This window comes from Pseudomonas sp. GL_093 (assembly GCF_057837605.1).
Genome location: NZ_CM174448.1, coordinates 1,559,803 through 1,586,641, shown reverse-complemented (window position 1 = coordinate 1,586,641; position 26,839 = coordinate 1,559,803). Strand labels below are relative to the sequence as shown.

Below are 26,839 nucleotides of genomic sequence, written 5' to 3'. Positions count from 1 at the left end.
ACGACGTATTGCTTACCGTCATAACGGAGAGTGACTTGGGTTGCCTTCAATTTTTGGATTCGCCATCGCACAGTTCGCCCCAACAACTCCAGATCGACATTCCCACCGTCATTACCTGCATCTACGAAGTCCGGGGTAACCGTCGACGTGGCAACAATCGTCAGGTCGTCATAAGCCGGCCAAACCTTGCATAGCGTGAATGAACGCTGACCGAATGGCGCCTCATCTTCGCAACCCGCTTGAGCCGAAGTCGTCACTCAACGGCGGTGACGCACATTCGGCGAACACCTGGGGCGTCATTATCAGGCTGCACGCAGCCAAACTCCCCATCAACCCAGACTTCAATGTCATGCCCTGCTCCTTGTTTACTTCAAAAAACCAGACGATTTCAGCCGCGCACTATCCTCGGCTCGGTAGGTCTGTTCAATCATTTGTTACCGCAGACGAACGGGGGTGGCCTCCCCCCCCGCATGACGCGGTAGTATGTTGTATTACAAACCACTACATCGAGACCGTCATGTCCGTCATGTCTTTGCGCTTGCCAGACGAACTAGCCGATACGCTCGCCAACCTTGCCAAGGCCACGGGTCGCAGTAAGTCATTTCTCGCAGTGGATGCTCTGCGTGAATATCTCGCGAGGGAAGCCTGGCAAATTGAAGAAATTCAGAAAGCGCTGAAAGAAGCCGATGCCGGTGACTTCGCAACGCCGGAAGAAGTGAATGCAATCGCCGACAAGTGGACAGCCAATGCGCGTTGAGTGGCTGCGTACTGCATTAAAGAATCTCGATGACGAAGCCGCGTACATCGCGATGGAAAACCCAAAGGCGGCGGCAGATTTCGTTCAAGCAATTCTCGCCAGCGTTGATCACCTTGCTCGATTTCCCTCGACAGGCCGAGAAGGTCGCTTGCCCGGGACTCGTGAATGGGTTTTGCCCGACCGGCCGTATCTGATTCCCTATCGAGTTCGCCAAGGTCGCTTGCAAGTGCTTAGGATCTTCCATACTCGGCGACTTCCCCCCACCAATTGGTAGATTTCAGCGTGCGCCACCCTGAAGATCAATCCCGCCTGATCCCCTCCCCAATCCGCCCATTCAACCAGTTCAACGCCTGATCCCCGCCCCGCCGCTTGTGCCAAACCAACACAAACGTAAACGACGGAATGTGAAACGGCGGCGGGACCACGATCAACGACTGCTCATCGATATTGAGCAACCCTCGGGAAGCGACGGTGAGGATCAGGTCGGTGCCACTGATGAATTCCGGAGCGACGCTCCAGTGCGGCAGGCTGATCGCCACGCGACGGCGCTCACGCAGGGCTGTCAGGGCTCGTTCTATTTCCGGGGTGCCGCTGCCGCGCATTTCCAGCAGGACGTGGGGTCGGGCGAGGTAGGTTGGCAGGTCAAGTACGCCATCGGCGGGCAGGCTGTTGCGGTCGACCAGACAGGCGTAGTGCTCTTCAAACAGCGGCGTGCTGCGCAACTCGTTCGGCAACTCTGGAAAGACGCCTGCCGCCACGTCGATGTCGCCGTTGAGCACCCCCTCGAGCATGCCTTCGCGGCTGGCATGGCTGATTTGCAGATCGATGCCCGGAGCTTCCCGGCGCAAGGTCCGGATCAACCCCGGCAGAACGATTGCAGCGCCATAGTCGGACATCGCCAGTCGGAACGTGCGCTTGGCGGTGGCCGGATCGAAGGTATTCGGCGCCAGCAGCGATTGCACCTGAGCCAGGGTTTCGGTCAAAGGCGCCATCAACTCCAGGGCTCGCGGGGTTGGCACGAGGTTGGCGCCCGCCCGGACCAGCAAAGGATCGCCGAGCAGATCACGCAACCGCGCCAAGGCATGACTGACGGCCGGCTGACTCAGGTGCAGGCGCTCGGCGGCACGGGTCACGTGTTGCTCGCTGAGCAAGGCGTCGAGGATCACCAGCAAATTGAGGTCGACGCGCCGAAGATCATTCATCTGATGCATGTTCTGAATAGCTATTTGGAATTTAAATCTGCGCGACGAATACTCTAGAGTCCAGCAAAACCTGTTGGAGATTCATCATGAGTACGTTGCATTGGGCCGGGCTGTTGCTGCTGGCCGTGATAGCCGGAGCGGTGGTGCCTTTTCAAAGCGCGATCAACGCCAACCTCGGGCGTGGTTTGGGCCATCCGTTGTGGGCGACCCTCGCGTCGTTGTTGGTGAGTATTGTGGTGTTGTTGCCGGTTATGTTGGCGCTGCGTTTGCCGTTGCCATCGCTGGCGTTCATCAGCAAGGCGCCGCTGTGGATGTGGACCGGTGGCGCGTTTGGGGTGTGCTTTATTTCGTTGGCGCTGATGCTGCTGCCCAAGCTTGGGGCTTCGGGGTTTATTGCTTTGGCGCTGGCGGGACAGGTGGTTGCTTCGCTGGTGCTGGATCACTTTGGGTGGTTTGGGTTGGTGGAGCGGCAGATGACGTTGCCGCGGGTGTTTGGGGCGATTTTGTTGATGGCTGGAGTGGTATTGATTCAGTTCGGTGGCACATTGGAAAAAGCGATAACAGCAACGTCTTGATCGTTCCCACGCTCTGCGTGGGAATGTAGCCCGTGACGCTCCGCGTCACTGGACGCGGAGCGTCCCTTGAGGCATTCCCACGCAGAGCGTGGGAACGATCATCATCTTGTGATCGCAGCCTTCGCCAGCGCCTGCAGTGATGCGTGGTCGATGCAGGAACCGGCGTAGCCTGCGAAACTTTTAAAACTTGTCGAGCGTACGCAGCTTCTGCGGCAATCCCCACATCAGCAGCGCAACAGCGATCAGCGCAGCCACGCCGATGACATACAGTGCCGGCGTGGTGCTGCCCGTCAGGTCTTTGATCCGCCCCACCATCACCGGGCTGACAATGCCGCCGAACTGGCCGAGGGTGTTGATCACTGCGATCCCGCCCGCGGCCCCTGCGCCAGCACCGGCCAGCAGTTTGGGCGGCAGGGTCCAGAAGCTCGGGATGGACGCGATGATCCCGGCACCGAGCAAGCCCAGCGCGACAATCAGGAAGGTCGTGTGGTTAGCGAAAATCCCTGCACAGAAGAACCCCACCGCGCCCACCGCGACCAGACCTGCGACAAACTTGCGCCGTTCACCGGTCGAGTCGGACAACCGCCCGATCACCACCATGCTGATCGCACCGCAGATGTAAGGGATGGCGGTCAGCAAACCGATCATCACCGGGCTCTCGGTGCCCGCGCTGCGGATCAGTTGCGGGGCCCAGAAGTTCAAGCCGTAGGACGCCACCTGAATCAGGAAGTAGATCAGCCCAAGGGTCAGGAAACCCGGAATCCGCAGTGCGGCGAGCAACGAGCCGCCGCTCTTGTGCGGTTCATGGTGAGCGATACGGCTGGCCAGCAGCGTCTTCTCTGACGACGTCAGCCAATGGGCGTCTTCGATGCGGTCCTTGAGCAACGTCAGCACCAGCAAGCCGAGGCCAATGCAAGGCACGCCGCCCAGCAGAAATAGCCAGTGCCAGCCGCGCATATCCATAAAGCCGTCGAGGTGTTGCAACACCAGCCCGGAGAACGGTGCGCCGACCAGACCGGCAAACGCCGACGACAGAAACAGCATCGAAGTGATGCGCCCGCGATAGTGCTGCGGGAACCACAGCGTCAGGTAATACAGGACTCCCGGCGCAAAACCGGCCTCCATCGCGCCAATCACAAAGCGCAGCGCGTAGAACTGCCATTCGCTATTGACGAAGACCATGGCCGCAGTGGCGAGGCCCCAGGACATCATGATCCGGGCGATCCAGCGCCGGGCGCCGACCTTGTACAGCATCATGTTGCTCGGCACTTCGAAGATCACGTAACCGACCACGAACAACCCGGCACCGAGGCCATAAGCGGTGTCGCTCAGGCTCAGGTCGGTCTGCAACTGGAACTTGGCGAAGCTGATGTTGATGCGGTCGAAAAACGCGAACAGGTAGCAGACCATGATCAACGGCATCAGGCGCCAGGCGACTTTGCTGACCAGGGCTTTTTCTTCGTCGTGGCTAACGGACGGGCTCGCGCCCGCCTCCAGTACATTAAGGCTCATGATGGTTCTCCAGGCGGACTGCCCGTGGGTGTCCGATTGTTTTTGTTGTCTGGTTGAGAGGCTCTGTTTACAAGCTTTTAGTTGGGTCAGGACGGCGTCGGATGCAGATCGCAATTGCGTCCGGCCTTGGCCAGCTGACCGGGCACTTCGTGGCCCAGCAGCGCGGGTAACCCTCGCGACAATTGCAGCAACAGCGGCAGATCGATGCCGGTATGAATGCCGATCTCATCGCACAGGTTGACCAAATCTTCGGTGCAAATATTGCCCGAGGCACCCGGCGCGAAGGGGCAACCGCCGAGCCCGCCCAGTGCCGCGTCGAAGCGTCGGGCACCGGCCTCGTAGGCGGCCAGCACGTTGCACAGACCGAGGCCGCGAGTGTTGTGGAAATGCAGGGTCAAATCAGCTGGCGAAACCCGCTGCAAGACCCGCCGCACCAGACGATCAACCTGCCGCGGATTGGCCATGCCGGTGGTGTCAGCCAGGGTAATGCCCTGGATCCCGAGCTCCTGATAAGCCTCGACGATTTGCAGCACGCGATCCTCATCGATCTTGCCTTCAAACGGGCAGCCGAAGGTGGTGGCGATGCTGGCGTTGAGTCGCACCGTCGTCCCGCGAACGTATTGCACGATCTCGCCGAACGCGGCCAATGAGGCTTCGCAACGCATGCGCATGTTGGCCAGGTTGTGGGTCTGGCTGGCAGACATCACCAGATTCAGCTCGTCAGCCCTCGTCGCCAGCGCCCGTTGCGCGCCTTTCAGGTTGGGGATCAACGCGACATAAATCACCCCCGGTTGCCGGGTGATGCCCTTGAACACCAGCTCACCATCGCGCAGCGCCGGTATCGCCTTGGGCGAAACGAACGAGCCGGCTTCGATGCGGCTGAAACCAGCCAGCGATAGCTGATCAATCAAGGCAATCTTGTCGACGGTTTCGACCCAGGTTGGCTCGATCTGCAAGCCGTCGCGGGGGGAGACTTCCTGAACAATCAGGGTCTCGGAAAAATCAGTGATCATTGCACCACCCCTGCAGCTTTCAGCCGTTCGATGTCCGAACCGGTAAGGCCCAGTCCCGCGAGGATGCCGTCGGTGTGCTGGCCCAGCGTTGGTCCGGACCAGTTAACGCCACCGGGCGTCTCGGACATTTTCGGCACAATGCCAGGCATCTTCACCGTGGCGCCGCCGGGCAGGTCGGCGTTGAGCAGCATGTCCCGCGCCTGATAGTGCGGATCGGCGACGATGTCGGCGACTGAATAGATGCGCCCGGCAGGGACTTCGGCCGCTTCCAGTGCCGACAACACGTCGTCGATCGGCAGGCTGCTGGTCCAGTGAGTGATCGCCGCATCGAGCACGTTGCTCTTGGCGGCACGCCCGTCGTTATGGGCAAACTCCGGCGCATCGGCCAGATCACGGCGACCGATGACGTCCATCAAGCGCTTGTAGATCGGGTCGCTGTTACCGGCGATCACCACGTAGGCGCCATCGGCCGTCAGGTAAGTATTGGACGGCGCAATGCCCGGCAAGGCCCCGCCGCTGCGCTCACGAACATGGCCGAGCATGTCGTATTCCGGCACCAGGCTTTCCATGACGTTGAACACACTTTCAGCCAGCGACACATCAACCACTTGTCCACCGCCCTGCCCGGTCTTGACCCGCAGCAGCGACATCAAGGCACCGATCACCGCGTGCAGCGAAGCCAGGGAATCGCCGAGGCTGACGCCCACCCGGGCCGGGGGTGAACCGGGGGTGCCGGTGGTGTAGCGGATCCCGCCCATGGCCTCGCCGATCGCACCGAACCCTGGGCGGTCGCGGTATGGGCCGGTCTGGCCATAACCGGATATACGCACCAGCGTCAGGTTAGGGTTGAGGGCGTGCAACACGTCCCAGCCCAGACCGAGTTTCTCCAGGGCGCCGGGACGCAGGTTTTCGATCAGCACGTCGGCGCTGGTCGCCAGTTGCTTGACCAGTTCAATGCCTTCGGGGGATTTCAGATTCAGCGCCAGGGACTTCTTGTTTCGCGATTGCAGGTACCACCACAGCGACGTGCCTTCGTGCAGCTTGCGCCATTTGCGCAGCGGGTCGCCCTGACCCATGGCTTCGATCTTGATCACGTCGGCGCCGAACTCGGCGAGCATACGCGCGGCGAACGGCGCGGCGATCAGCGTGCCGATCTCGATCACTTTGATTGCACTTAAGGGGGCAGTCATCGCGGGGTACCTCATGTTGTTCTTGGAATATGAGCCAAGGCTAGAGGACCACGGGGGTTGGAATCCAACCTTCAGTTGGCAACGAGCGTTCGCGAAACGCGAACGCCCGGCAAGATTTATCGCGACCTCAGGTCAGCCTTCGCGAGCAGGCTCGCTCCCACAAGGGACTTATGAACGCCACAGATCAACTGTGGGAGCGAGCCTGCTCGCGAAGAGGCCGGCCATCCAATAGAGAACTGTCAGACCTGGCCGCGCAACTGCTCGAACAACATCCGGCTCACCGGCGACAGCGCCGCTTCATCGCGCACCACCAGAACCAACGCGCGATCCGACCAGTCATCCGTCAACGGCACCGCGTGCAAGCCCAACGCCCGGCCAAACAGTTCATAGGCCTTTTGCGGCAGGATGCCGATGCCCATGTTGGCCTGGACCATCCGGCACATGGCATCGAAACCCGGTACATGAATCCGTAGACGCAACACTTTACCGGCCTGGCGCGCGGCCGCGTGGGTGCGCATATTGATCGAACTGGCGGAATGCAGACCGACGTAATCGCTGTCCAGCGTATCGGCGAAGGCCAGGCTGGAACGACTCGCCAGCGGATGATCGGGCAGCATCAACACCATCAGTTTGTCCTGTCGATAAAGCACGCTGTGCAGCCCCTTGACGTCGCTGTCACTGGAGCAGATCCCAAGGTCGGCCACGCCATCCAGCACACCCTGAATCACCCCGCTGCTGGGGCGTTCTTCGAGGTCGGTCTTGACCTGAGGATGACGCTCGGAAAAGTCCCGCAGGTCTTCGGGCAGAAACTGAATGATCGCCGACAGGTTGGCGAGCATCCGCACATAGCCGCGAATACCGTGGCTGTGCTCGCCCAGTTCGAGTCCCATTTTCTCGACGTTGAACAGCATTTGCCGGGCATGGTGCAACAAGGTTTCACCGGCCGGCGTCAGGGTCATGCCCTTGGCCTGGCGTACGAACAAACTGATGCCCAGCGCTTCTTCCAACTCCATCAGCCGCTTGCTGGCCGCCGACACGGCGATGGCTTCACGCGCGGCGGCACGGGTCAGCGTGCCCTCCTCATGAACGGCGACAAACAGTTGGAGAGTGATCAGGTCGAGGCGGCGGATCAGGCTTTTTTGCAGCATGGAGGGCTCGATGACTTCTGTTCGACTGAGTCGGCAGGATAGCCCGGTTTCTACACGACTCGGCAAAGCAAATTGCCCACAACATCACGAGGCATCGCCCTACACATAAATCTCTTGTAACACTCAGCCGTACCGGAAACAGCCGATTCAAAGCCTCCGCTGCGCTCTGTAAAGTCTGGAAACACACACGAACTGCAACAACCCCATGGATCGTTTCACTCAAGGAAAGTCATTTTCATATGGACCAGACAGCACAGGCAGCAAACCGCTACACCAACTACCGCAAAGTCATCGCGTTGGCCGATCACGATTGGGAGAGCGCTGAAGCCGGGAAAATTTCGGGGCTTAACGTCGAAATCAAAAGTGCCAACCGGATGCTCGATCAGCACGGGCGCGCGTTTCATCATTTCTGCACGACGTCGTACCTGGGCCTGGATCACCATCCCGACATTCTCGACGGTGCCATGAATACCCTGTGGGAAACCGGCACCCTGCGCGTCGCCAACTCAAAGAACCGCTGCAAGCTGGCCATTCTGGAACAGTACGAAACCGAACTGTCCGAGTTATTCGGCGCCAGTTGCCTGAGCACCTTGTCGTGCAGTGCCGCGAGTGCCGGAATCCTGCCGTTGCTGGCCAGCGGCGTGTTCACGGAAAACCGCCCTCCCGTAATGGTCTTCGACCGGTTGGCGCACTACTCGATGAATCACCTCAAAGCCGCCTGCGCCGATGAAACCACGGTCGTGACCTGTCCTCATAACGACATGGATTTTCTCGAGAAGCAGTGCCAGCAACACCGCACCGTCGCGTATGTCGCCGACGGTGCCTACAGCATGGGCGGGGTCGCAGACCTGGACAGTCTTTTGTATCTCAAGGACCGCTATGGGTTGTTTCTCTATCTGGACGATTCCCACGCGCTGTCCGCCGTCGGAACATTCGGCGCTGGCCTCGTGCGCCCCAGGTTGCACACCCTGGGGGATGACTGCCTGATCGTCGCCTCGCTGGCCAAGTCGTTTGGCGCCAGCGGTGGTCTGGTGATGCTGGGCAATGAACGGCAGAAGAGGCTCATTGCCCGTTACGGCGGCCCCAACAATTGGTCGCAAAGCCTGAACAGTGCCGCCATTGGCGCGGGCAGAGCGTCCATCCAGCTTCATCGCACGCCAGAATTTGCCGCGTTACAGGAAAAACTTCAGGGTAATATCCAGCTCTTCGACAGCCTCATCCGCACCGATCAACACAACAGCAACATGGCCATTCGATTGGTCAACTGCGGCGAAGCAGCGCTGGCCAACAGCATCGCCATGGAACTGGCCAATCACGGTTTCTTCACCTCGGCCGTGTTTTTCCCGGTGGTCGCACAAGGCAAGGCGGCCATCAGAATCACCCTGCGCGCCGACATGGAACCGACGCTGATCCGACACTTTTGTGAACTCATTACCGAGCTTTTACGCACTCAAGGCCGGGACATCGGCTGTTGAACTGAAATCAGGGAAGATTCAATGAAGAGCAGCACCACCCTCCTCGTCACCTGCTGCACGGTTTTCCTCGCCCAGTTGGGCATGAGCATTTACCTGCCGGCGCTGCCGGACATGGCCCGGGATCTGTCCGCCGACGCCTCGCAGGTTTCCTGGGGGCTGGCGGTGTATCTGATCGGCATGGCGTTGCCGATGTTGTTCTGGGGCAGCCTGGGCCAGCGCATCGGCCGCAAACCGGTGCTGCTCGCCGCGCTGGGCATCTACGGGTTGGGCAATCTGGCCCTGCCCCTGAGCCAGACGCTTGAATCGTTCCTGGCGTTTCGACTGGTTCAGGGCATTGGCGCCAGCGGCATTTCGGTCATGGCCCGGGTGCTGATCCGCGACAGTTTCCGCGGTGATCTTCTGGCCAAGGCGTTGTCCTGGATTTCGATTTCCTTTGTGGTGGCGCTGGGGATCGGCCAATACCTGGGGTCGATCATCCAGATAGCGCTGGGCTGGCCAGCGATTTTCTATCTGTTGGGGGGTGTGAGTCTGATGATGGGGTTGGTCGTGGCCCGGGTTACGTTCCCGGTGCTGGTCGAGGAGAATGCCCCGTCATCCGCCTGGCCGAGTTACTGGCGCATTTTGCGTCATCGAGCCTTTCTGTTGCCGGCCCTCACCGGCGGCCTTGGGTACGGGGTGATTGTGGCGTTCAACACCGCAGCGCCGCTGATTCTGCAAGGACCGTTCAACTGGTCGGCCGTGGAATACGGGTTGTTGGGCTGGCCGATCAGCGCGGCCTATTTTCTGGGGGCTTTGGCGGTCAATGGCTTTGTACTTCGCACCGGTCAACGCGGGTTGATGACGGCGGGCGTAGGGCTGGTGCTGACCGGCAGCGCGGTGATGTTGCTGGGGAGTACTTCAGTGGCGCTGCTGTTCTGGTTGCCCTATTGCGTTGCGGTGTTCGGCCAGTCTTTGACTTATCCGGTCAGCCTGTCCCTGGCCAATGACGGTTCGCCGGTCGGCGGTGCGTATGCGATGGCGTTGAGCGGTTTCATTCATCAACTGATGGCTGCCGTTATTGGCGGGATCGCCAGTTTGATCGCGAGCCCGCAAGCATGGCCGCTTTCTCTGTTGTGTACCTTGCTGGCGTTGGGCGCGATGCTTTGCGTCATGCTCGCGCCCGGTCGCAAAACGGCCTAGAAGGCGCTGCGGAAAATCTCCTCGATCTGGCGCTGATCCGCCACGCGAGGATTGGTCAGGCCACACGCGTCTTTCAAGGCATTGGTGGCGAGGATCGGGATGTCGTTGAGCTTGGCGCCGAGCTCACGCAAACCGGCGGGAATTTCCACGTCTTTGGACAGGCTGCGGATCGCCACGATGGCCGCCTGGGCGCCCGCTTCCGGGGTGAAACCGTGAACATCGGCGCCCATCGCAAGGGCGACATCGGTGAGGCGATCGGCGCAAACCAGCGCGTTAAAGCTTTGTACGTGAGGCAGCAGGACCGCGTTGCACACACCATGAGGCAAGTCGTAGAACCCGCCCAACTGGTGAGCCATGGCGTGGACATAACCCAGCGATGCGTTATTGAACGCCATGCCGGCGAGGAACTGCGCGTACGCCATGTTTTCCCGCGCGGCCATGTCACTGCCGTCGCGGACGACCAGGCGAAGGTTGTTGCTGATCAACGTGATCGCCTTCAGTGCGCAGGCATCGGTGATCGGATTGGCCGCCGTGGAAACGTAGGCTTCGATCGCGTGGGTCAGTGCGTCCATACCCGTGGCAGCCGTCAGGCCCTTGGGCATGGCGACCATCAGCGCCGGGTCGTTGACCGACAGCAGCGGCGTGACGTTGCGATCGACAATGGCCATTTTCACGTGACGGGATTCGTCGGTGATGATGCAGAAACGGGTCATCTCGCTGGCGGTGCCGGCGGTGGTGTTGATGGCGATCAGTGGCAGTTGCGGTTGGGTGGATTGATCGACGCCTTCGTAATCGCGAATCTGCCCGCCGTTGGTTGCGCATAACGCGATGCCTTTGGCGCAGTCATGGGGCGAACCGCCGCCCAGGGACACCACAAAGTCACAGCGGGTCTCCTTCAGCAGACCCAGACCGCTCTCGACGTTGGCGATGCTCGGGTTAGGCTTGGCGCCGTCGAAAATCACCGAATCGATGTCCTTCATTGCCAGCTTCTCGGCAATCATCTTCGCGACACCCGCCTTGGCCAGCCCGGCGTCGGTGACGATCAGCGCCTTGCGAAAACCGTACTTGCTAATGGCGTCCATGGCTTCGTCGAGGCAACCGATGCCCATGATGTTCACGGAGGGGATGAAAAACGTGCTGCTCATGAGCGAGTCTCCTGGCTGAGGCCGAATCGGCAGCGCCGATCCAGCGGGTACCCACAGGATCGACCTATCGGTCATTAAGTAACTTGATCTGGCTCAAGTCTTGGTCGTGATAAAGTCGCCGCCCACCAGACCTTTTGCTTTGAGACTTTGACCGCAATGACCGATTTCCAGGATGTTGATGCCCAACTTGAAGACTGGAACGCCTTGCGCGTCACCGCCTCGTTCAGCGGCCTGCTGGTGGGCAACGGCGCCAGCCGCGCCGTGTGGGACGACTTCGGCTACGACTCGCTGTTCGAAAACGCCCGTACCGTCGAAGAAAAACCCTTGAGCCAGTCCGAGCTGAGCGTGTTCGACGCCCTGCAGACGCGCAGCTTCGAGCAGGTGCTCAGCGCACTGAAAACCACCAGCCGGGTCAACAAGGCCCTGGCCGTGAGTTCTGCCGCACCGCGCAATCGTTACTACGCAATCAAGGAAGCGCTGATCAACACCGTGCACGCGGTGCACATCCCGTGGCGGCTGGTGGTGCCTTCAACACTGGCGACGATCAATCAGGAACTGGGCCGCTACCGGACGGTGTTCACCACCAACTACGACTTGCTCAACTACTGGGCGACTCAGCACCAGCCTGATGCGATCAGCGACCTGTTTCAGGGGGCAGAATCAAGCTTTGATCTAAGCGCCACGGCGACCGATAAAACCCGGCTGCTTTACCTGCATGGCGGGTTGCATCTGGTGCGGAATCAGGACGGCACGGCGCGCAAACTGATATCGACCGAGGGCACGTTGCTCGGCAGTTTCGCGATCAACAACACGATCAAGACCCTCGACGACGTGCCGCTGTTCGTCAATGAAGGTCCGGCGCAGGACAAACTCAAAACCATTCGCAGCTCGGACTATCTGTCGTTCTGCTACGACCAGTTACTTTGCCATGGCGACGGGTTGTGCCTGTTCGGTCATGCCCTGGGTGAGCAGGACAGCCACATCATCCACGCCTTGCGCCAGGCGAAACCGCAGGTGGTGGCGATCTCGATTTATCCGCGCAGCAAGGCGTTCATTCAGCACCAGAAGCGGCATTACGCGAAGGTGTTTGAAGGGACCGGGAGTGAGTTGCGGTTTTTTGATTCGAAGACGCATGCTCTCGGCAGCCCGAAGCTGACGGTGCCGGTCGAGGTTTAGCGGCGACGCGGCTGACGCCATCGCGAGCAGGCTCGCTCCCACAGGGGGAATGCATTCCAATGTGGGAGCGAGCCTGCTCGCGATGAGGCCATAACATTCAACAGAGATGTTGATCGTCAGACCGCCACCCGGAGCAAGCTCGCTCCCACAGGGGATGTGTATTGGACTTGAATGGTGGATTTAGAGCACCGGCAAGGTCTTGTCCTTGATCACCGTGGTCGGCCCGTTGACCTTTACGCTGGCGATGCCTTTCTCCAGCGCGGCAGCTGAGGTGTAAGCCTCGCTGCTACCGATGATCTCGTGGTTACCAGCCTTGAGGTTGAAGTAAGGATGGCCATCCTTGGTGGTTTTCTTCTCGTAGCGTTCATCCTTCGGGCTGTTGCTCTGAACCGACACGATGCCTTTCTCAGCGGCAGCGCGGGTGGTGTACAGCTCGCTGGTCAGAATGGTTTCCGCGTTGGCGGCCTTCAGTACAAATTTGAACTGACCATTGCTGCTTTTGCTCACTTCATACCATCCAGACATGCTCTTTCTCCTTGGCAATTGAGAGGTTTCGCGCTTCAGAGTAAAGACCAACCTGCCCTACTTCACCACCGCGCGCACCACTGATAATTCCGGTGTCTGCACCCGTCGCTGACTCAGGTACCGCGTACAGCTGACCCGTAAAAACGAAGCGAAATTCACCACCTCGCCGCGGTAGTCCATCACCTCTTCATACAGCTTGGCGATCAACTGGTTGGTGGTCATGCCGTCAACCTCGGCAATTTCGCTGAGGATGTCCCAGAACTGATTCTCCAGCCGCAGGGTGGTGACCACCCCGCAGATGCGCAGCGAGCGGGAGCGCGATTCGTAGAGAATCGGATCGGCTTTGACGTAGAGCTCGCACATGGAAAGGTCCCTCGTTACAGCGTGATTTTGGTGCCCAGCAACCCGAGAAAACCGGCGAGCCAGCTCGGGTGCGCCGGCCAGGCTGGCGCAGTGGCCAGATTGCCTTGTACGTGACCTTCCGTCACCGGGATATCGATGAACGTACCGCCCGCCAGGCGCACTTCCGGGGCACAGGCCGGGTAGGCGCTGCACTCGCGACCTTCGAGAATTCCCGCGGCCGCCAACAATTGTGCGCCGTGACACACGGCGGCGATCGGTTTGCCGGCCTTGTCGAACGCTCGCACCAGTTCCAGGACTTTTTCGTTCAGGCGCAGGTACTCCGGCGCACGACCGCCCGGCACCAGCAGGGCGTCATAGTCCTCGGACTTGACCTTGGCGAAGTCGAAGTTCAGGGCAAACAGGTGACCGGGTTTTTCGCTGTAGGTCTGGTCGCCTTCGAAGTCATGGATCGCCGTGCGTACAGTCTGACCGGCGGTTTTGTCCGGGCAAACGGCGTGCACCGTGTGGCCAACCATCAGCAGCGCCTGAAACGGCACCATCACTTCGTAGTCTTCAACGTAATCGCCGACCAGCATCAGAATTTTTTTAGCCGCCATGGGGAGGACTCCTCTGGGAAATACGTGGGCCTGCAGGAGTATTCAAAGTAGTCCTTATCTGCGGGGTCGGGTAATAACCAGCTACTACGGCGTTATCGTTCATCGTCGGATCGCCGCCCGGAGCAAGCTCGCTCCCACATTGGAATGCGTTCCCCTGTGGGAGCGAGCCTGCTCGCGAAGGCGTCCTCAAACTGTACGGATAACTCTACGCCTAGCTGTAACAGAGCGATTCCTGCGGTTTATGGCTAGATGAAGGTCTTCCCGCCACCCACGATTCTGGTTGCCATCATGTCCTCGCGCGAAAACACCGGCATGGCCCTCGGCCTGCTCGGCGTTGTGATCTTCAGCCTCACCCTGCCCTTCACACGGATCGTCGTGCAGGAACTCCATCCGCTGCTCAACGGCCTGGGCCGTGCGCTGTTCGCGGCAGTTCCGGCGGCGATGTTGTTGCTGTGGCGCCGGGAAAAGTGGCCGACCTGGAAACAGGTCAAAGGCCTGACCCTGGTGATTGCCGGGGTGATCCTCGGCTTCCCGGTGTTGTCCGCCTGGGCGATGCAAACCTTGCCGGCGTCTCACGGAGCACTGGTCAACGGCTTACAGCCGTTGTGCGTGGCGCTGTACGCCGCGTGGTTGTCCCACGAACGACCGTCGAAAGCCTTCTGGGCCTGCGCCGCGCTGGGCAGCGCGCTGGTGCTGGGTTATGCGCTGATCAGCGGGGCCGGCAGCATTCAGGCCGGTGATTTGCTGATGCTCGGGGCGATTGCCGTGGGCGGTTTGGGGTACGCCGAGGGCGGCCGATTGGCCAAGGAGATGGGCGGTTGGCAGGTGATCTGCTGGGCGTTGGTGTTGTCGACTCCGTTGCTGATCGGGCCAGTGGTGTACCTGGCGCTGCAACATCAGGGCGAAATTTCGGCCAAGACCTGGTGGGCCTTCGGTTACGTCTCGCTGTTCTCGCAGTTCATTGGTTTCTTCGCCTGGTACGCCGGGCTGGCGATGGGCGGTATTGCCCGGGTCAGTCAGATCCAGCTGTTGCAGATCTTCTTCACCATCGCTTTTTCGGCGCTGTTCTTCGGCGAACACATCGAGCCGATCACCTGGCTGTTTGCCGCCGGGGTGATCGTGACCGTGATGTTGGGACGCAAGACGGCCATCAAGCCCCATGTGGGAGCGAGCCTGCTCGCGAAGGGGCCCTGACATTCAACATCTCTATTGACTGCCAGTCCGCCATCGCGAGCAAGCTCGCTCCCACAGGATCACAGGTAACCGTCGGAACGCAGCAGGGTTTCCAGGCAATGTTCGCTGATGTGGTAGAAATCCTTCAGCTCCTGAATCTTCACCAACAGCTGGGCCGGATCAATCGGCTCGGCACGTTTGACCGCCAGGATCATCTTGTTCTTGTTGGTGTGGTCCAGTGAAATGAACTCGAACACCTTGGTCTCGTAACCGCAGGCTTCCAGGAACAACGCACGCAAACTGTCGGTGACCATTTCCGCTTGCTGGCCCAAATGCAGACCGTATTGCAGCATCGGCTTGAGCAGCGCCGGGCTCTGGATCTGCAGACGGATCTGCTTGTGGCAGCACGGCGAGCACATGATGATCGAGGCGCCGGAACGAATACCGGTGTGAATCGCATAGTCGGTGGCGATGTCGCAGGCATGCAGCGCGATCATCACGTCCAGCTCACTCGGCGCCACACTGCGCACATCACCGCACTTGAACACCAGCCCCGGATGTTCGAGCTTTGCGGCTGCGGCGTTGCACAGATCCACCATCTCTTCGCGCAACTCGACGCCGGTCACAACACCTTCGGCTTTCAAGGTGTTGCGCAGATAGTCGTGGATCGCGAACGTCAGGTAACCCTTGCCCGAGCCGAAATCCGCCACCTGAACAGGCTTGTCTAGCGCCAGCGGTGAGGTGGTCAGCGCATGGCTGAAGACCTCGATGAACTTGTTGATCTGCTTCCACTTGCGTGACATCGCCGGGATCAGCTCGTGTTGCTTGTTGGTCACGCCGAGGTCGGCGAGGAACGGCCGGCTCAGGTCGAGGAAGCGGTTCTTCTCGCGATTGTGCTCGGCGGATGGCACTTCACGCAATTGCTGAGGTTTGCTCTTGAACAGCGAAGACTTGCCCTTTTTGCTGTATTCCAGCTGAGCTTCATCCGTCAACGACAGCAAATGCGCATTTTTGAACGATGCCGGCAAGAGTGCGGCGATGGTCGCTACGCCCTCGGCAATCGGCAAATTCTTGGTGATGTCGCGCGTCTTGTAGCGGTAAACGAAGGACAGGCAGGGCTGATCCTTGACCGTCAGCTGCTTGATGATCAACCGCTGCAAGTCCACTTCAGTGCCGACGTACTTGGCCAGCACCAGTTTGATGAAGGCGTTCTGGTCAAGGCTGGACTGCAGCAAGTCGATGAACTGGGCATGGTGATCCGGCGCGAGGCTGGCGGGAGTGGCGGTGACAGACATGGGACAAACGGCCTCGGGCGGTGCGAATCGGGGAATGGCGGGTATTTTAGGGGGGATAGGGAGTGAGGGCACGGGTAATTTCCCGAACGGTGCGATCCGTAGCAGCTGGCGAAGCCTGCGTTCGGCGGCGCAGCCGTCGTAAAACCGGTATGCATGGTTTGCCTGAATAACCGCAGCGCCTGAATTCACGACTGCTACGCAGCCGAACGCAGGCTTCGCCAGCTGCTACAAGGGATGTGTCGCTGCTGAGATCAGCCTAGAACCACCAACCGATTCGGCAACTCATTCCTCACATGCGTCACCGGCACATGCACCTTGAGCAACTCGCCACACGCCTCCACACACGTCACAAACCCCTGCAACGTCTGCCCCTGCTTCACCTGCTGAGTGAACGCCGCAACAATTCCATCCCAGTTCTTGTTGTCCAACCGTTTCGAAATCCCTTCATCCACCAGAATTTCCACATAGCGTTCAGCCTCGCAGACGAAAATCAGCATCCCGGTGCTGCCCACCGTGTGGTGCAGGTTCTGTTCCAGAAACTGCCGGCGCGCCAGGTTCGAGGCGCGCCAGTGACGCACCGAACGCGGGATCAGGTGCGTGGTGATTTTCGGAATCCGGAACACCACGCACAGCACGATGAACGTGATCCATTGCACCAGCAGCAAGCTGTGCAGGGTCAGCCAGCCGGTCAGGTAATGCACGACACCCGGCACCACCAGCGCCAGCAGGCTGGCCCAGAGTAGCGGGATGTACGCGTAGTCGTCGGCACGGGCCGCGAGCACGGTCACCAGTTCGGCGTCGGTGTCGCGCTCGACCCGGGCAATCGCCTCGGCGACTTTGCGTTGTTCGTGTTCGGTCAGTAATGCCATGTTTAAGAATGCCCACTCGCTATTGTTGTGTGATCACCAGCCGCCCGAGGAACCGCCTCCCCCGAAACTGCCCCCGCCGCCGCTGAAGCCCCCGCCTCCACCGCCGCCACCAAAACCTCCACCGCCGAACCCGCCGCTCGAACCGCCTCGGCCACCGCCGCCGCTGGGCAGGATCCCGAGCATCTGGCAGACGAAAATCGTCAGGATGAACAGCATCACCAGAAACACGAAGATCCCCGGATGCCGTGAGACGAAGTCGCTTTCCTGATTGCCGCCGGAGTCATACACCGTGGACGGTTCATCCAGCGGATTGCCGCCCAGTACCACGAGCATCGCCGCGACCCCGTCGCTGATGCCCTTGCTGAAGTTGCCGGTCTTGAACGCCGGGGTGATCACCTGATTGATGATCACCGAGCTCTGCGCATCGGTCAGCCGATCTTCCAGGCCATAACCGACTTCAATCCGCAGCTTGCGATCGTCACGCGCAACGATCAGCAGTGCGCCAGTGTTCTTGTCCTTCTGGCCAATGCCCCAATAGCGCCCCAGTTGATAACCGAAGTCCGCAATGTTGGTGCCCTGCAAATCCGGCAAGGTGACCACCACCAGCTGCTCGCCGGTGGCTTTTTCATGGGCCTGAAGCTGTTGCGTCAGTTGCTCACGCACCGCAGGTTCGATCATCTGGGCGTTATCGACCACCCGCCCGGTCAGTTCCGGAAACTTCAACGCAGCCTGGGCCGTCAGGGCAAATACCCAGAACAACAGCACCAGGCCAACTTTCAACACACGCATTGGCAACCTCATCCTTGGTGATGCTTCAAGCCCCTTGCGGCGCTTACTGGAACTTCACTTGAGGCGCTTTTTCCGCATCGGGGCTGGTGGCCTCGAAGGTTTCGCGGATCGGCAAATCGCTGTACATCACGCTGTGCCACAGGCGACCGGGGAAGGTACGGATTTCCGTGTTGTATTTCTGCACGGCGAGGATGAAGTCACGACGCGCCACGGCAATGCGGTTCTCGGTGCCTTCAAGTTGCGATTGCAACGCCAGGAAGTTCTGGTTGGCCTTGAGGTCCGGGTAACGCTCGGACACCACCATCAAACGGCTCAAGGCGCCGGTCAACTGATCCTGGGCCTGCTGAAACTGTTTGAGTTTTTCCGGGTTATCCAGGGTCCTGGCATCGACCTGGATCGAAGTAGCCTTGGCCCGGGCTTCAATCACGGCGGTCAGGGTTTCTTCTTCGTGCTTGGCATAGCCCTTGACGGTTTCCACCAGGTTGGGAATCAGGTCGGCGCGGCGCTGGTACTGGTTCTGCACCTGGCCCCAGGCGGCCTTGGCCTGTTCGTCGAGGGTCGGGATCGTGTTGATGCCGCAGCCGGCCAGCAGCGTGGTCAGCAACATCAAGGCTGCAACCTGCAGGCTCGACCGATAGTGGTGTCGTACATTCATCTGGTTGACGCTCCCTTGCACATTCCGTTGAAAAACAACCTACGAACTTTGAACCCGGCTCTTGGGGCATAATCTGCGGCCACCACTGGATTGCATCGAGCCAATGGGCTAAAAGATGCCCCAGCGCGAAAACACGCAGAAGTGTGCTGCATTTACCTGAACAACAATAGTCGCTCCCTAAATTTTGGCTGACCGGCGCGTATTCACTGCCGTTTAGGCTTTTGAGAAAACTATTCATGAAGAAGCTGTGTTTGCTGGGCCTGTTCGTCAGCCTGGCCAGTCATAACGTATTGGCCGCCACGACGCCCGCACCTCTGGAAAACAAGGACGCGTTCATCAGCAACCTGATGAAGCAGATGACCCTCGATGAAAAGATCGGCCAGTTGCGCCTGATCAGCATCGGCCCGGAAATGCCTCGGGAGCTGATCCGCAAGGAAATCGCCGCCGGCAACATCGGTGGCACGTTCAACTCGATCACCCGCCCGGAAAACCGTCCTATGCAGGACGCGGCCATGCGCAGCCGGCTGAAGATCCCGATGTTCTTCGCCTATGACGTGATCCACGGCCATCGCACCATTTTCCCGATTCCGATAGCCCTGGCCTCAAGCTGGGACATGGACGCCATCGGCCTGTCCGGGCGCATCGCCGCCAAGGAAGCTGCGGCGGACAGCCTCGACATCACCTTCGCACCGATGGTCGACATCTCCCGCGATCCGCGTTGGGGCCGGACTTCCGAAGGCTTCGGTGAAGACACGTATCTGGTGTCGCGCATCGCCGGCGTGATGGTCAAAGCCTTCCAGGGCACGGGCGCGAACGCGGCCGACAGCATCATGGCCAGCGTCAAGCACTTTGCCCTGTACGGCGCGGTCGAGGGCGGTCGCGACTACAACGTCGTCGACATGAGCCCGGTCAAGATGTTCCAGGACTACCTGCCACCGTACCGTGCGGCTATCGACGCCGGTGCTGGTGGGGTGATGGTCGCGCTGAACTCGATCAACGGCGTGCCGGCCACCGCCAACACCTGGCTGATGAACGACCTGTTGCGCAAGCAATGGGGCTTCAAGGGCCTGGCCGTCAGCGACCACGGGGCGATTTTCGAGCTGATCAAACACGGCGTCGCCCGTGACGGTCGCGAAGCCGCGAAGCTGGCGATCAAGGCCGGCATCGACATGAGCATGAACGACACCCTCTACGGCAAAGAGCTGCCGGGGCTGTTGAAGGCGGGTGAGATCCAGCAAAGCGACATCGACAACGCCGTGCGTGAAGTGCTCGCCGCCAAGTACGACATGGGCCTGTTCAAGGACCCGTACCTGCGCATCGGCAAGGCTGAGGATGACCCGGTCGACACTTATGCCGAAAACCGCCTGCACCGCACCGAGGCCCGTGATGTCGCGCGTCGCAGCATGGTGTTGCTGAAGAACCAGGGCGAAACCCTGCCGTTGAAGAAAACCGCGAAAATCGCCCTGGTCGGCCCGCTGGCCAAGGCGCCGATCGACATGATGGGCAGTTGGGCCGCTGCGGGTAAACCCGCGCAATCGGTGACCCTGTTCGACGGCATGACCACTGCACTGGGCGCGCAATCGACGCTGATCTACGCTCGTGGCGCCAACATCACCAGTGACAAGAAGGTCCTGGATTACCTGAACTTCCTCAATTTCGACGCACCGGAAGTGGTGGACGATCCGCGTTCGGCCCAAGTGCTGATCGACGAAGCCGTGAAAGCCGCCAAGGATGCCGATGTGGTGGTGGCAGCGGTGGGCGAGTCCCGTGGCATGTCCCACGAGTCGTCGAGCCGCACCGACCTGAACATCCCGGCCAACCAGCGCGATTTGATCAAGGCCCTGAAGGCCACCGGCAAACCGCTGGTGCTGGTGTTGATGAACGGCCGTCCGCTGTCGATTCTCGAAGAGAAGGAACAGGCTGACGCGATTCTGGAAACCTGGTTCAGCGGCACCGAAGGCGGCAACGCCATCGCCGACGTGCTGTTCGGCGACTACAACCCGTCGGGCAAATTGCCGATCACCTTCCCGCGTTCGGTAGGCCAGATTCCGACCTACTACAACCACCTGAGCATTGGCCGGCCGTTCACGCCGGGCAAACCGGGCAACTACACCTCACAGTATTTCGATGACACCACAGGTCCGCTGTTTCCGTTCGGCTTCGGTCTGAGCTACACCGATTTCAGCCTGAGCGACATGGCGCTGTCGTCGACCACGCTGAACAAAACCGGCAAGCTCGACGCCAGCGTCACGGTGAAAAACACCGGCAAGCGTGACGGCGAAACCGTGGTGCAGTTGTACATCCAGGACGTGACCGGCTCGATGATCCGCCCGATCAAGGAACTGAAGAACTTCCAGAAAATCACGCTGAAGGCCGGCGAACAGAAAGTCGTGCGCTTCACCATCACCGAGGATGACCTGAAGTTCTTCAATACCCAGCTCAAGTTCGCTGCCGAGCCGGGCAAGTTCAATGTGGAGATCGGCCTGGATTCCCAGGACGTGACGCAGCAGAGCTTTGAACTGCTGTAATCCCTGCGCGGACTGATCGTTCCCACGCTCCGCGTGGGAATGCAGCCCGTGACGCTCCGCGTCACTGGACGCGGAGCGTCCCTAGAGGCGTTCCCACGCAGAGCGTGGGAACGATCTGGACGACGACTATCCCCGTCGATCCAGCAGATTCACCACCAGCCGATCCACCCATCCCCAAATCCTTTGCTTCACCCGCCGCCACAGCGGCCGGCGTTGCCATGCCTCCAGGCTGACTTCCTGGCTCTGCGCAAAGTCCCTCTCGAAACTCGCCGCCACCGCACGCGTCAGCCCAGGGTCCAGCGCCTCAAGGTTGGCTTCCAGGTTGAAGCGCAAATTCCAGTGATCGAAATTGCACGAGCCGATGCTCACCCAGTCGTCGATCAGGACCATTTTCAAGTGCAGGAAACACGGCTGGTATTCGAAGATCGTCACCCCGGCCTTGAGCAATCGCGGGTAGTAGCGATGCCCCGCATAACGCACCGACGGGTGATCGGTGCGCGGCCCGGTCAGCAGCAGGCGCACATCGACACCGCGGGCGGCAGCCCGGCGCAGTGAGCGGCGGACTTTCCAGGTCGGCAGGAAATACGGCGTGGCCAGCCAGATCCGTCGCTGGCCGCTGTTCAACGCGCGAACCAACGATTGCAGGATGTCCCGGTGCTGACGGGCGTCAGCATAGGCGACCCGGCCCATGCCCTCGCCCATGGACGGCACGCGTGGCAGGCGTGGCAAGCCAAAATGCGAAGCGGGTTTCCAGGCACGCCGATGGCGGTTGGCGATCCATTGGCGGTCGAACAGCAATTGCCAGTCGATAACCAAGGGACCGGTGATTTCCACCATCACTTCGTGCCATTCGCTGGTGTCTTCGCCCGGCGTCCAGAATTCATCGGTCACCCCGGTGCCGCCCACCACGGCCATGCTCTGATCGACCAGCAACAGCTTGCGGTGATCGCGGTAGAAGTTGCCCACCCAACGCCGCCAGCTCAGGCGATTGTAGAAACGCAGCTCCACGCCCGCGGCCATCAAACGCTGACGCAAGTTCAGGGTGAACGCGAGGCTGCCGTAATCATCGAACAGGCAGCGCACGCGCACGCCACGTTCGGCAGCCTGGACCAACGCCTGAACCATCGCCTCGGCACAGGCACCCGCCTCCACCAGGTACAGCTCCAGTTCGACCTGCTCTTCGGCGCGGGCAATCGCCACCAACATCCGTGGAAAAAACTGCGGACCGTCGATCAACAGTTCAAAACGGTTGCCTTCGCGCCAGGGAAAAATCGCGCCGGCCATGTCAGCGCGCCGTGAAAATCAGTACCGCACTCACCGGCACTGACAAGCTGATGGCCGACAAACCGGCGACCTTGCGCAAACTTTCCAGGCCGGGGGCCAGGTCGAAATCCGCGGCATTGATCACCAACGGCTCGAGGGTCACCACCTGGAAGCGCCGGTCATCGAGACGGGTTGCCAGCAGTTCGGCGTTGTATTCGTGTTGTTTGCCATGGAGGTTGACGGTCAGCGGCAGGCGCAATTCAAGTTGCGCGCCGGGCGCCAGATCGTTGATCGGCCGCAGATCGATCTGCGCGGTGATCAGCGCTTCGGGGAAGGTCTGGATTTCAAACAGGTCCTTGCGCATGCGTTCATCGCGCAACGGAATGCCGCTGTTGACCGAGTCCAGCTCGACTTCCACCTCGGCCAGGCCTTTGGGATCGACCTTGCCGTGCAGCACCAGAAAGCGTTGCACTTCGGAAATGTTGGTGTTTTTGGTGCTGATGAACGACAGCCGCGAGGACTCGCCATCCAGATACCAATCGGCGTGGGCCGACAGCGTGGCACCGGCCAGCAGCAGGAAGGCGAGGGTTTTGCAGAGGAAGCGGTTGAACATAGAGACTCGTGGGGCAGATAAACCTGCAGGAACCTTAACCGCCCGTGAGCGCATTGCAAACCGCGAAGATCAAAAGATCGCAGCCTGCGGCAGCTCCTACATGGGATTGCATTGCGGCCATGCAATCGCGCGCCCACGAATGGAACCCGATCCTGTAGGAGCTGCCGCAGGCTGCGATCTTTTAAGAGTCAGGCCAACGCGTGCTGCACATCGCCGATGGTGGCGGCCAGGCTGTTCAGGTGCAGACTCAACACCCGTTCCACCGGCGCCTGATCCATCGGCCAGTGCAGCGCCATGCTGCCGACCAGTCGGCCGTCGGCATGGAGCGGCAAGGCCACCGCCCGTATCAGAAACGGCAGGCGCACCGGGTATTCCCAGTAACCTTCGGTGCGCTGGCCGAAGCCCTGATGCAACGCCTGCTCGCTGGCGCTGAAGAGGCTCTCATCGGTCAGCCGCTCACGACCGGCCAGTCGTTCCACTTCTTGGGTATCCAGTTCGCCCAGGCATGCCCGGCCCATGGCCGAATGAAACAGGCTGGCGTGCTGGCCGACGATCTGGCAGTTGTTCGGGTAACGCTTGCGCAGCACCGTGGGGATCGCGCTTTCCATGACTTCCACCCGCTCGCCATCGAAGCTCGACAGGTCCGCCACCAGCCCGGTGCGCTCGCACAATTCCAGCAACAGCGGCGCGGCGCTTTCCACCAGTCGCCGTTTGAAACGCTGCTGACTGTCGCCAAACAGGCGCTTGGCGCACAGCCGGTAACGCCGGTCGCTCAAACCGCGATAAATCCAGCCTTGCTCCTGCAAGGTCAGCAACATCCGCGACACCGTGGCCTTGGGCAGGGTCGTCAGGTAGTGCAACTCCTCCAGACCCAACGCCTGATGCTCGCCCAGTAGTTCGACGATGGCCAGGGCCCGTTCAACGGAACGCACGCTGCCGGTTTCTGCCTTGCTGTCCATGGTTTCGATCTCCCTTAGCCCGGATGGATGATCGCTTTTTGCAGCAAAATGCGGGCCCGCTCGGTGAACTCAGGCGTCGTGCAGACAACCCGGCGGCCGGCGCTTGACCCATTGCGTCAGTTGCTCATGGGCGTAAGCCAGTTGCAGCACCGCCCGATCGGCCTGGGCCGGGCCGATGATTTGCAGGCCCATGGGTAACCCGGCCGGGCTGAATCCCACCGGCACACTCATGCTTGGCAAACCGGCCAGAGTCGGCCCGATCACCACCTCCATCCAGCGGTGATAGGTGTCCATGGACTGCCCGCCGACGACGCGCGGCCAAGGGGTTTGTGCATCAAAAGGGAACACTTGCGCGGTGGGCAACAGCAGAAAATCGTAACGTTCGAACAACTCGCTCAAGGCCCGATACCAATCACTGCGACTGACTGACGCCTGGTAAACATCCGCCGCCGTCAGGCGCAGGCCACCCTCGATCTCCCATTGAGCTTCGGGTTTGAGTTTTTCGCGTTTCTGCGGATCGGCATACAGCGCGCCGAGGCTGCCCTGCACCAGCCAGTGTCGGTGCACCAGCCAGGTCTGCCACAGGCGCGCCATGGAAAAGTCCGGTTGGCAGGCCTGGACCCGGCAACCCAGTGCTTCGAAGTCCGCGAGTGCCGATTCGCACAGGCTCAACACGCCGTCGTCCATCGGCAGATAGCCGTTGTAGTCCCCCAGCCAACCCAGCCTCACATCACGAAAATCCGCCACCAGCGTTTCACCAAAAATATCCGGACTCTGCATGAGCGACAGCGGCACGCGCGGGTCATAGCCGGCCTGGGTGCCGAGCAAGCGGGCGACATCGGTCACGCTGCGGCCCATCGGTCCTTCGGTGGCCAGTTGCTGGACGAACACCTCCGGCGCAGGCCCGTGAGGCACGCGGCCTTGTGACGGACGAAAGCCAAATACGTTGTTGAACGCCGCCGGGTTACGCAGCGAGCCCATCATATCGCTGCCGTCGGCCACCGGCAGCATGCGCAACGCCAGCGCCACCGCCGCCCCGCCGCTGCTGCCGCCGGCGACCAACGTCGGGTTGTAGGCGTTGGTGGTGGTGCCGAACACGCTGTTGTAGGTCTGCGAGCCGAGGCCGAATTCCGGGACGTTGGTCTTGCCGATGATGATCGCCCCGCAGTCGCGAACCCGCGCCACGCTGATGGCGTCGTGTTGCGGGATCTGCTCGGCGAACAGCGGCGAGCCCATGGTCGTGCGCAAACCGGCAGTCGCCGCCAGATCCTTGATGGCTTGCGGCATGCCGTGCATCCAGCCGCGGGACTGGCCCTGATCCAACTGCCGGTCGCAGGCGTCGGCCTCTGCCAGCAACGCCTCGGCCGGGCGCAGCGAGACCAGCGCGTTGACCTGCGGATTGAAGCGTTCGATCTGCGCCAGGTAGGCCTGCATCACTTCTCGGCAGGATACCCGGCGGGCATGAATCGCCCGGGACAACGCATCGGCGTCCATTTCAACAATCGGATTGATGCTCAAGGCTTCACCTCAAGATTAAGTGCTTCGGATTTTTTAGCGCGTGGCGCTTCGTGCATGCAGTAAGTGCCCATCAGCGTCAGCACGCAAGCGAACAGGACATAGAAGGCCGGCGCCACGGGGGTCGCCAGCGCCTTGCTGAGCCAGGTGACGATTAGCGGCGCGAAACCGCCGAAGACCATGACCGCAACGTTGTACGCCACCGACACCCCGGTGGAGCGCACTTCGATCGGGAACTGCTCGGCCAGTGCGGTCGGCGCCGGGCCGAAAAAGCCGCCGATGGCGCTGCACAGCAACAGTTGCATCACCAGCAAACGTTCCACCGATGGTGCCGCCGCGACCCACACGTACAGCGGATACACCATCACGAAAAACGCCAACGTGAACGCCATCAAAACCGGGCGCCGCCCGAGTCGGTCCGACAGCGCGCCGGACAGTGGAATGATCACGGTCATCACGGCAACGGCGAGCATCTGCACCAACAGCACCTGATCCAGCGGCAGGCCGAGGTTTTTATGGGCGAAGGTCGGCATGTTCACCAGCACCACGTAAAACGACACTGTTGCGCCGCACGCCAGGCCCATCGACACCAGAATGCTGCGCCGATGTTCGCGGATCACTTGCAGCAGGCTCGGGCTCGCGCCTTTGGCCTGTTTGCGTGCCTCAAGAAACTCTTCCGGCTCCTCCATGTGCTTGCGAATCCACAGCCCGACCGGGCCGATCAACAAACCGATCATGAACGGAATCCGCCAGCCCCAGCTATCCAGCGCCTCGGGGGAAAGCAGATGAGTGAACAACGCCACCATCCCCGCCCCGGAAAACACCGCCAGGCATTGCCCGACCAATTGCCAGGAACCGTACAAACCCTTTTTGTGCGCGGGGGCACTTTCCACCAGAAACGCCGTGGCGCTGGCGTATTCGCCGCCCGTGGCGAAGCCCTGGAGCATCCGCGCGACCACGATCAACAACGGCGCGCCCATGCCGATGGCGGCGTAGTTGGGCGCGAACGCGATCAGCGCGATGGACACCGTCATCAGGCGGATGATCATCTGCATCGCGGCCTTGCGGCCTTTGCGGTCGGAGTACATGCCCAACAGAATGCCACCCACCGGGCGCATGAAAAACCCGACGCCAAAGGTCGCCAGCGCCATCAACAGCGACGCGTATTCGTCCTCGGACGGGAAGAATTGCCGGGCGATGATGCTCGCCAGAAAGCCGTAAACGATGAAGTCATACCATTCCAGGGCGTTGCCGATAACGGCGGCGACCACCTGCCGGGTGCGCGAAACGCCTGTGCTCGAAGTCTGCATGGGGAACTCTCCAG

The 26,839-nt window shown here is 60.7% G+C and carries 26 protein-coding genes; 8 read left to right on the top strand and 18 right to left on the bottom strand.

Annotated elements, in window-relative coordinates; translation table 11 throughout:
- Positions 1-517: 517 nt before the first annotated feature.
- Together relB and AC3IUE_RS07155 are read left to right on the top strand one after the other, a co-directional pair.
- Positions 518-757: a type II toxin-antitoxin system RelB family antitoxin gene (gene relB, locus AC3IUE_RS07160; protein WP_489266446.1), complete on the top strand. Its 240-nt coding sequence runs from the start codon at positions 518-520 to the stop codon at positions 755-757.
- The gene (locus AC3IUE_RS07155) at positions 747-1,031 is read left to right on the top strand and encodes a type II toxin-antitoxin system RelE/ParE family toxin (RefSeq protein ID WP_489266444.1); all 285 of its coding nucleotides are present in this window, start codon (positions 747-749) and stop codon (positions 1,029-1,031) included. The genes relB and AC3IUE_RS07155 overlap by 11 nt, the downstream gene beginning before the upstream one ends.
- Before the next feature lie 25 nt (positions 1,032-1,056).
- On the opposite strand, the gene AC3IUE_RS07150 is transcribed toward AC3IUE_RS07155, so the two are convergent.
- Positions 1,057-1,968: a LysR substrate-binding domain-containing protein gene (locus AC3IUE_RS07150; protein WP_489266442.1), complete on the bottom strand. Its 912-nt coding sequence runs from the start codon at positions 1,966-1,968 to the stop codon at positions 1,057-1,059.
- Between the two features lie 77 nt (positions 1,969-2,045).
- Between AC3IUE_RS07150 and AC3IUE_RS07145 the strand changes: the two genes are divergently transcribed.
- Positions 2,046-2,534, top strand: a complete 489-nt coding sequence (locus AC3IUE_RS07145; RefSeq protein ID WP_489266440.1) for a DMT family transporter — start codon at positions 2,046-2,048, stop codon at positions 2,532-2,534.
- Between the two features lie 180 nt (positions 2,535-2,714).
- Here the strand turns inward: AC3IUE_RS07145 and AC3IUE_RS07140 are convergent, their stop codons facing one another.
- The 4 genes from AC3IUE_RS07140 to AC3IUE_RS07125 all read right to left on the bottom strand — a co-directional run bounded on the left by AC3IUE_RS07140 (position 2,715) and on the right by AC3IUE_RS07125 (position 7,397).
- Entirely contained in the window at positions 2,715-4,046 is a 1,332-nt protein-coding gene (locus AC3IUE_RS07140; RefSeq protein ID WP_489266439.1) for an MFS transporter, read from the bottom strand.
- A gap of 86 nt (positions 4,047-4,132) precedes the next feature.
- Positions 4,133-5,059 carry a hydroxymethylglutaryl-CoA lyase gene (locus AC3IUE_RS07135; RefSeq protein ID WP_489266437.1) on the bottom strand — a complete coding sequence of 309 codons (927 nt, stop codon included), beginning with the start codon at positions 5,057-5,059 and terminating at the stop codon, positions 4,133-4,135.
- Complete coding sequence (locus AC3IUE_RS07130) at positions 5,056-6,249, bottom strand: CaiB/BaiF CoA transferase family protein (RefSeq protein ID WP_489266435.1); 1,194 nt, start codon at positions 6,247-6,249, stop codon at positions 5,056-5,058. The genes AC3IUE_RS07135 and AC3IUE_RS07130 overlap by 4 nt, the downstream gene beginning before the upstream one ends.
- A gap of 239 nt (positions 6,250-6,488) precedes the next feature.
- Positions 6,489-7,397 (bottom strand): LysR family transcriptional regulator, encoded by a 909-nt coding sequence (locus tag AC3IUE_RS07125; RefSeq protein WP_489266433.1) that lies wholly within the window; start codon positions 7,395-7,397, stop codon positions 6,489-6,491.
- Between the two features lie 239 nt (positions 7,398-7,636).
- On the opposite strand from AC3IUE_RS07125, the gene AC3IUE_RS07120 reads away from it, so the two are divergent.
- A complete protein-coding gene (locus tag AC3IUE_RS07120) occupies positions 7,637-8,872 on the top strand; it encodes an aminotransferase class I/II-fold pyridoxal phosphate-dependent enzyme (protein WP_489266431.1) in 1,236 nt (411 codons plus the stop codon).
- Between the two features lie 21 nt (positions 8,873-8,893).
- On the top strand, positions 8,894-10,051 hold the full coding sequence (locus tag AC3IUE_RS07115) for an MFS transporter (RefSeq protein ID WP_489266429.1): 1,158 nt from the start codon (positions 8,894-8,896) through the stop codon (positions 10,049-10,051).
- Here the strand turns inward: AC3IUE_RS07115 and yiaY are convergent.
- Positions 10,048-11,196 carry an L-threonine dehydrogenase gene (gene yiaY / locus AC3IUE_RS07110; RefSeq protein WP_489266427.1) on the bottom strand — a complete coding sequence of 383 codons (1,149 nt, stop codon included), beginning with the start codon at positions 11,194-11,196 and terminating at the stop codon, positions 10,048-10,050. The two genes, AC3IUE_RS07115 and yiaY, sit on opposite strands and share 4 nt — an antisense overlap.
- A gap of 156 nt (positions 11,197-11,352) precedes the next feature.
- Between yiaY and AC3IUE_RS07105 the strand changes: the two genes are divergently transcribed.
- Entirely contained in the window at positions 11,353-12,372 is a 1,020-nt protein-coding gene (locus tag AC3IUE_RS07105) for a DUF4917 family protein (RefSeq protein WP_489266425.1), read from the top strand.
- A 180-nt stretch (positions 12,373-12,552) separates the two neighbouring features.
- Here AC3IUE_RS07105 and AC3IUE_RS07100 read toward each other — a convergent pair whose 3' ends face one another.
- The 3 genes from AC3IUE_RS07100 to AC3IUE_RS07090 are packed head-to-tail and all read right to left on the bottom strand — an operon-like array spanning position 12,553 to position 13,856.
- Positions 12,553-12,897: a YegP family protein gene (locus AC3IUE_RS07100; RefSeq protein ID WP_489266423.1), complete on the bottom strand. Its 345-nt coding sequence runs from the start codon at positions 12,895-12,897 to the stop codon at positions 12,553-12,555.
- A gap of 57 nt (positions 12,898-12,954) precedes the next feature.
- Positions 12,955-13,260 (bottom strand): ribbon-helix-helix domain-containing protein, encoded by a 306-nt coding sequence (locus AC3IUE_RS07095; protein ID WP_223449613.1) that lies wholly within the window; start codon positions 13,258-13,260, stop codon positions 12,955-12,957.
- A gap of 14 nt (positions 13,261-13,274) precedes the next feature.
- Positions 13,275-13,856, bottom strand: coding sequence for a DJ-1/PfpI family protein (locus AC3IUE_RS07090; RefSeq protein ID WP_008152949.1), 582 nt, complete (start codon positions 13,854-13,856; stop codon positions 13,275-13,277).
- 288 nt (positions 13,857-14,144) lie between these two features.
- On the opposite strand from AC3IUE_RS07090, the gene AC3IUE_RS07085 reads away from it, so the two are divergent.
- The gene (locus tag AC3IUE_RS07085; protein ID WP_489266420.1) at positions 14,145-15,050 is read left to right on the top strand and encodes a DMT family transporter; all 906 of its coding nucleotides are present in this window, start codon (positions 14,145-14,147) and stop codon (positions 15,048-15,050) included.
- Positions 15,051-15,109: 59 nt separating this feature from the next.
- On the opposite strand, the gene AC3IUE_RS07080 is transcribed toward AC3IUE_RS07085, so the two are convergent.
- The 4 genes from AC3IUE_RS07080 to AC3IUE_RS07065 all read right to left on the bottom strand — a co-directional run bounded on the left by AC3IUE_RS07080 (position 15,110) and on the right by AC3IUE_RS07065 (position 18,637).
- Positions 15,110-16,324, bottom strand: a complete 1,215-nt coding sequence (locus AC3IUE_RS07080; RefSeq protein WP_489266418.1) for a class I SAM-dependent methyltransferase — start codon at positions 16,322-16,324, stop codon at positions 15,110-15,112.
- A 251-nt stretch (positions 16,325-16,575) separates the two neighbouring features.
- Positions 16,576-17,193: a TPM domain-containing protein gene (locus AC3IUE_RS07075; protein WP_489266416.1), complete on the bottom strand. Its 618-nt coding sequence runs from the start codon at positions 17,191-17,193 to the stop codon at positions 16,576-16,578.
- A gap of 33 nt (positions 17,194-17,226) precedes the next feature.
- Positions 17,227-17,982, bottom strand: coding sequence for a TPM domain-containing protein (locus AC3IUE_RS07070; RefSeq protein WP_489266414.1), 756 nt, complete (start codon positions 17,980-17,982; stop codon positions 17,227-17,229).
- A gap of 43 nt (positions 17,983-18,025) precedes the next feature.
- Positions 18,026-18,637 (bottom strand): LemA family protein, encoded by a 612-nt coding sequence (locus tag AC3IUE_RS07065; RefSeq protein ID WP_046055770.1) that lies wholly within the window; start codon positions 18,635-18,637, stop codon positions 18,026-18,028.
- Positions 18,638-18,873: 236 nt separating this feature from the next.
- On the opposite strand from AC3IUE_RS07065, the gene bglX reads away from it, so the two are divergent.
- Positions 18,874-21,165: a beta-glucosidase BglX gene (gene bglX / locus AC3IUE_RS07060; RefSeq protein ID WP_489266411.1), complete on the top strand. Its 2,292-nt coding sequence runs from the start codon at positions 18,874-18,876 to the stop codon at positions 21,163-21,165.
- A 126-nt stretch (positions 21,166-21,291) separates the two neighbouring features.
- Here the strand turns inward: bglX and AC3IUE_RS07055 are convergent, their stop codons facing one another.
- The 5 genes from AC3IUE_RS07055 to AC3IUE_RS07035 all read right to left on the bottom strand — a co-directional run bounded on the left by AC3IUE_RS07055 (position 21,292) and on the right by AC3IUE_RS07035 (position 26,825).
- On the bottom strand, positions 21,292-22,449 hold the full coding sequence (locus AC3IUE_RS07055; protein ID WP_056739374.1) for a phospholipase D-like domain-containing protein: 1,158 nt from the start codon (positions 22,447-22,449) through the stop codon (positions 21,292-21,294).
- A gap of 1 nt (position 22,450) precedes the next feature.
- Positions 22,451-23,041 carry a YceI family protein gene (locus AC3IUE_RS07050; protein ID WP_461997248.1) on the bottom strand — a complete coding sequence of 197 codons (591 nt, stop codon included), beginning with the start codon at positions 23,039-23,041 and terminating at the stop codon, positions 22,451-22,453.
- Between the two features lie 188 nt (positions 23,042-23,229).
- Positions 23,230-24,000 carry an IclR family transcriptional regulator gene (locus AC3IUE_RS07045; RefSeq protein WP_489266408.1) on the bottom strand — a complete coding sequence of 257 codons (771 nt, stop codon included), beginning with the start codon at positions 23,998-24,000 and terminating at the stop codon, positions 23,230-23,232.
- Positions 24,001-24,069: 69 nt separating this feature from the next.
- Positions 24,070-25,518, bottom strand: coding sequence for an amidase (locus AC3IUE_RS07040; protein WP_489266406.1), 1,449 nt, complete (start codon positions 25,516-25,518; stop codon positions 24,070-24,072).
- Positions 25,515-26,825, bottom strand: a complete 1,311-nt coding sequence (locus tag AC3IUE_RS07035; RefSeq protein ID WP_056739368.1) for a citrate-proton symporter — start codon at positions 26,823-26,825, stop codon at positions 25,515-25,517. The genes AC3IUE_RS07040 and AC3IUE_RS07035 overlap by 4 nt, the downstream gene beginning before the upstream one ends.
- Between the last annotated feature and the right edge of the window lie 14 nt (positions 26,826-26,839).

Bases quoted from the DNA above. Each gene is read 5' to 3' on its own strand.
- relB (WP_489266446.1), top strand. From the start codon at position 518: ATGTCCGTCATGTCTTTGCGCTTGCCAGACGAACTAGCCGATACGCTC.
- AC3IUE_RS07155 (WP_489266444.1), top strand. From the start codon at position 747: ATGCGCGTTGAGTGGCTGCGTACTGCATTAAAGAATCTCGATGACGAA.
- AC3IUE_RS07150 (WP_489266442.1), bottom strand. From the start codon at position 1,968: ATGCATCAGATGAATGATCTTCGGCGCGTCGACCTCAATTTGCTGGTG.
- AC3IUE_RS07145 (WP_489266440.1), top strand. From the start codon at position 2,046: ATGAGTACGTTGCATTGGGCCGGGCTGTTGCTGCTGGCCGTGATAGCC.
- AC3IUE_RS07140 (WP_489266439.1), bottom strand. From the start codon at position 4,046: ATGAGCCTTAATGTACTGGAGGCGGGCGCGAGCCCGTCCGTTAGCCAC.
- AC3IUE_RS07135 (WP_489266437.1), bottom strand. From the start codon at position 5,059: ATGATCACTGATTTTTCCGAGACCCTGATTGTTCAGGAAGTCTCCCCC.
- AC3IUE_RS07130 (WP_489266435.1), bottom strand. From the start codon at position 6,249: ATGACTGCCCCCTTAAGTGCAATCAAAGTGATCGAGATCGGCACGCTG.
- AC3IUE_RS07125 (WP_489266433.1), bottom strand. From the start codon at position 7,397: ATGCTGCAAAAAAGCCTGATCCGCCGCCTCGACCTGATCACTCTCCAA.
- AC3IUE_RS07120 (WP_489266431.1), top strand. From the start codon at position 7,637: ATGGACCAGACAGCACAGGCAGCAAACCGCTACACCAACTACCGCAAA.
- AC3IUE_RS07115 (WP_489266429.1), top strand. From the start codon at position 8,894: ATGAAGAGCAGCACCACCCTCCTCGTCACCTGCTGCACGGTTTTCCTC.
- yiaY (WP_489266427.1), bottom strand. From the start codon at position 11,196: ATGAGCAGCACGTTTTTCATCCCCTCCGTGAACATCATGGGCATCGGT.
- AC3IUE_RS07105 (WP_489266425.1), top strand. From the start codon at position 11,353: ATGACCGATTTCCAGGATGTTGATGCCCAACTTGAAGACTGGAACGCC.
- AC3IUE_RS07100 (WP_489266423.1), bottom strand. From the start codon at position 12,897: ATGTCTGGATGGTATGAAGTGAGCAAAAGCAGCAATGGTCAGTTCAAA.
- AC3IUE_RS07095 (WP_223449613.1), bottom strand. From the start codon at position 13,260: ATGTGCGAGCTCTACGTCAAAGCCGATCCGATTCTCTACGAATCGCGC.
- AC3IUE_RS07090 (WP_008152949.1), bottom strand. From the start codon at position 13,856: ATGGCGGCTAAAAAAATTCTGATGCTGGTCGGCGATTACGTTGAAGAC.
- AC3IUE_RS07085 (WP_489266420.1), top strand. From the start codon at position 14,145: ATGTCCTCGCGCGAAAACACCGGCATGGCCCTCGGCCTGCTCGGCGTT.
- AC3IUE_RS07080 (WP_489266418.1), bottom strand. From the start codon at position 16,324: ATGTCTGTCACCGCCACTCCCGCCAGCCTCGCGCCGGATCACCATGCC.
- AC3IUE_RS07075 (WP_489266416.1), bottom strand. From the start codon at position 17,193: ATGGCATTACTGACCGAACACGAACAACGCAAAGTCGCCGAGGCGATT.
- AC3IUE_RS07070 (WP_489266414.1), bottom strand. From the start codon at position 17,982: ATGCGTGTGTTGAAAGTTGGCCTGGTGCTGTTGTTCTGGGTATTTGCC.
- AC3IUE_RS07065 (WP_046055770.1), bottom strand. From the start codon at position 18,637: ATGAATGTACGACACCACTATCGGTCGAGCCTGCAGGTTGCAGCCTTG.
- bglX (WP_489266411.1), top strand. From the start codon at position 18,874: ATGAAGAAGCTGTGTTTGCTGGGCCTGTTCGTCAGCCTGGCCAGTCAT.
- AC3IUE_RS07055 (WP_056739374.1), bottom strand. From the start codon at position 22,449: ATGGCCGGCGCGATTTTTCCCTGGCGCGAAGGCAACCGTTTTGAACTG.
- AC3IUE_RS07050 (WP_461997248.1), bottom strand. From the start codon at position 23,041: ATGTTCAACCGCTTCCTCTGCAAAACCCTCGCCTTCCTGCTGCTGGCC.
- AC3IUE_RS07045 (WP_489266408.1), bottom strand. From the start codon at position 24,000: ATGGACAGCAAGGCAGAAACCGGCAGCGTGCGTTCCGTTGAACGGGCC.
- AC3IUE_RS07035 (WP_056739368.1), bottom strand. From the start codon at position 26,825: ATGCAGACTTCGAGCACAGGCGTTTCGCGCACCCGGCAGGTGGTCGCC.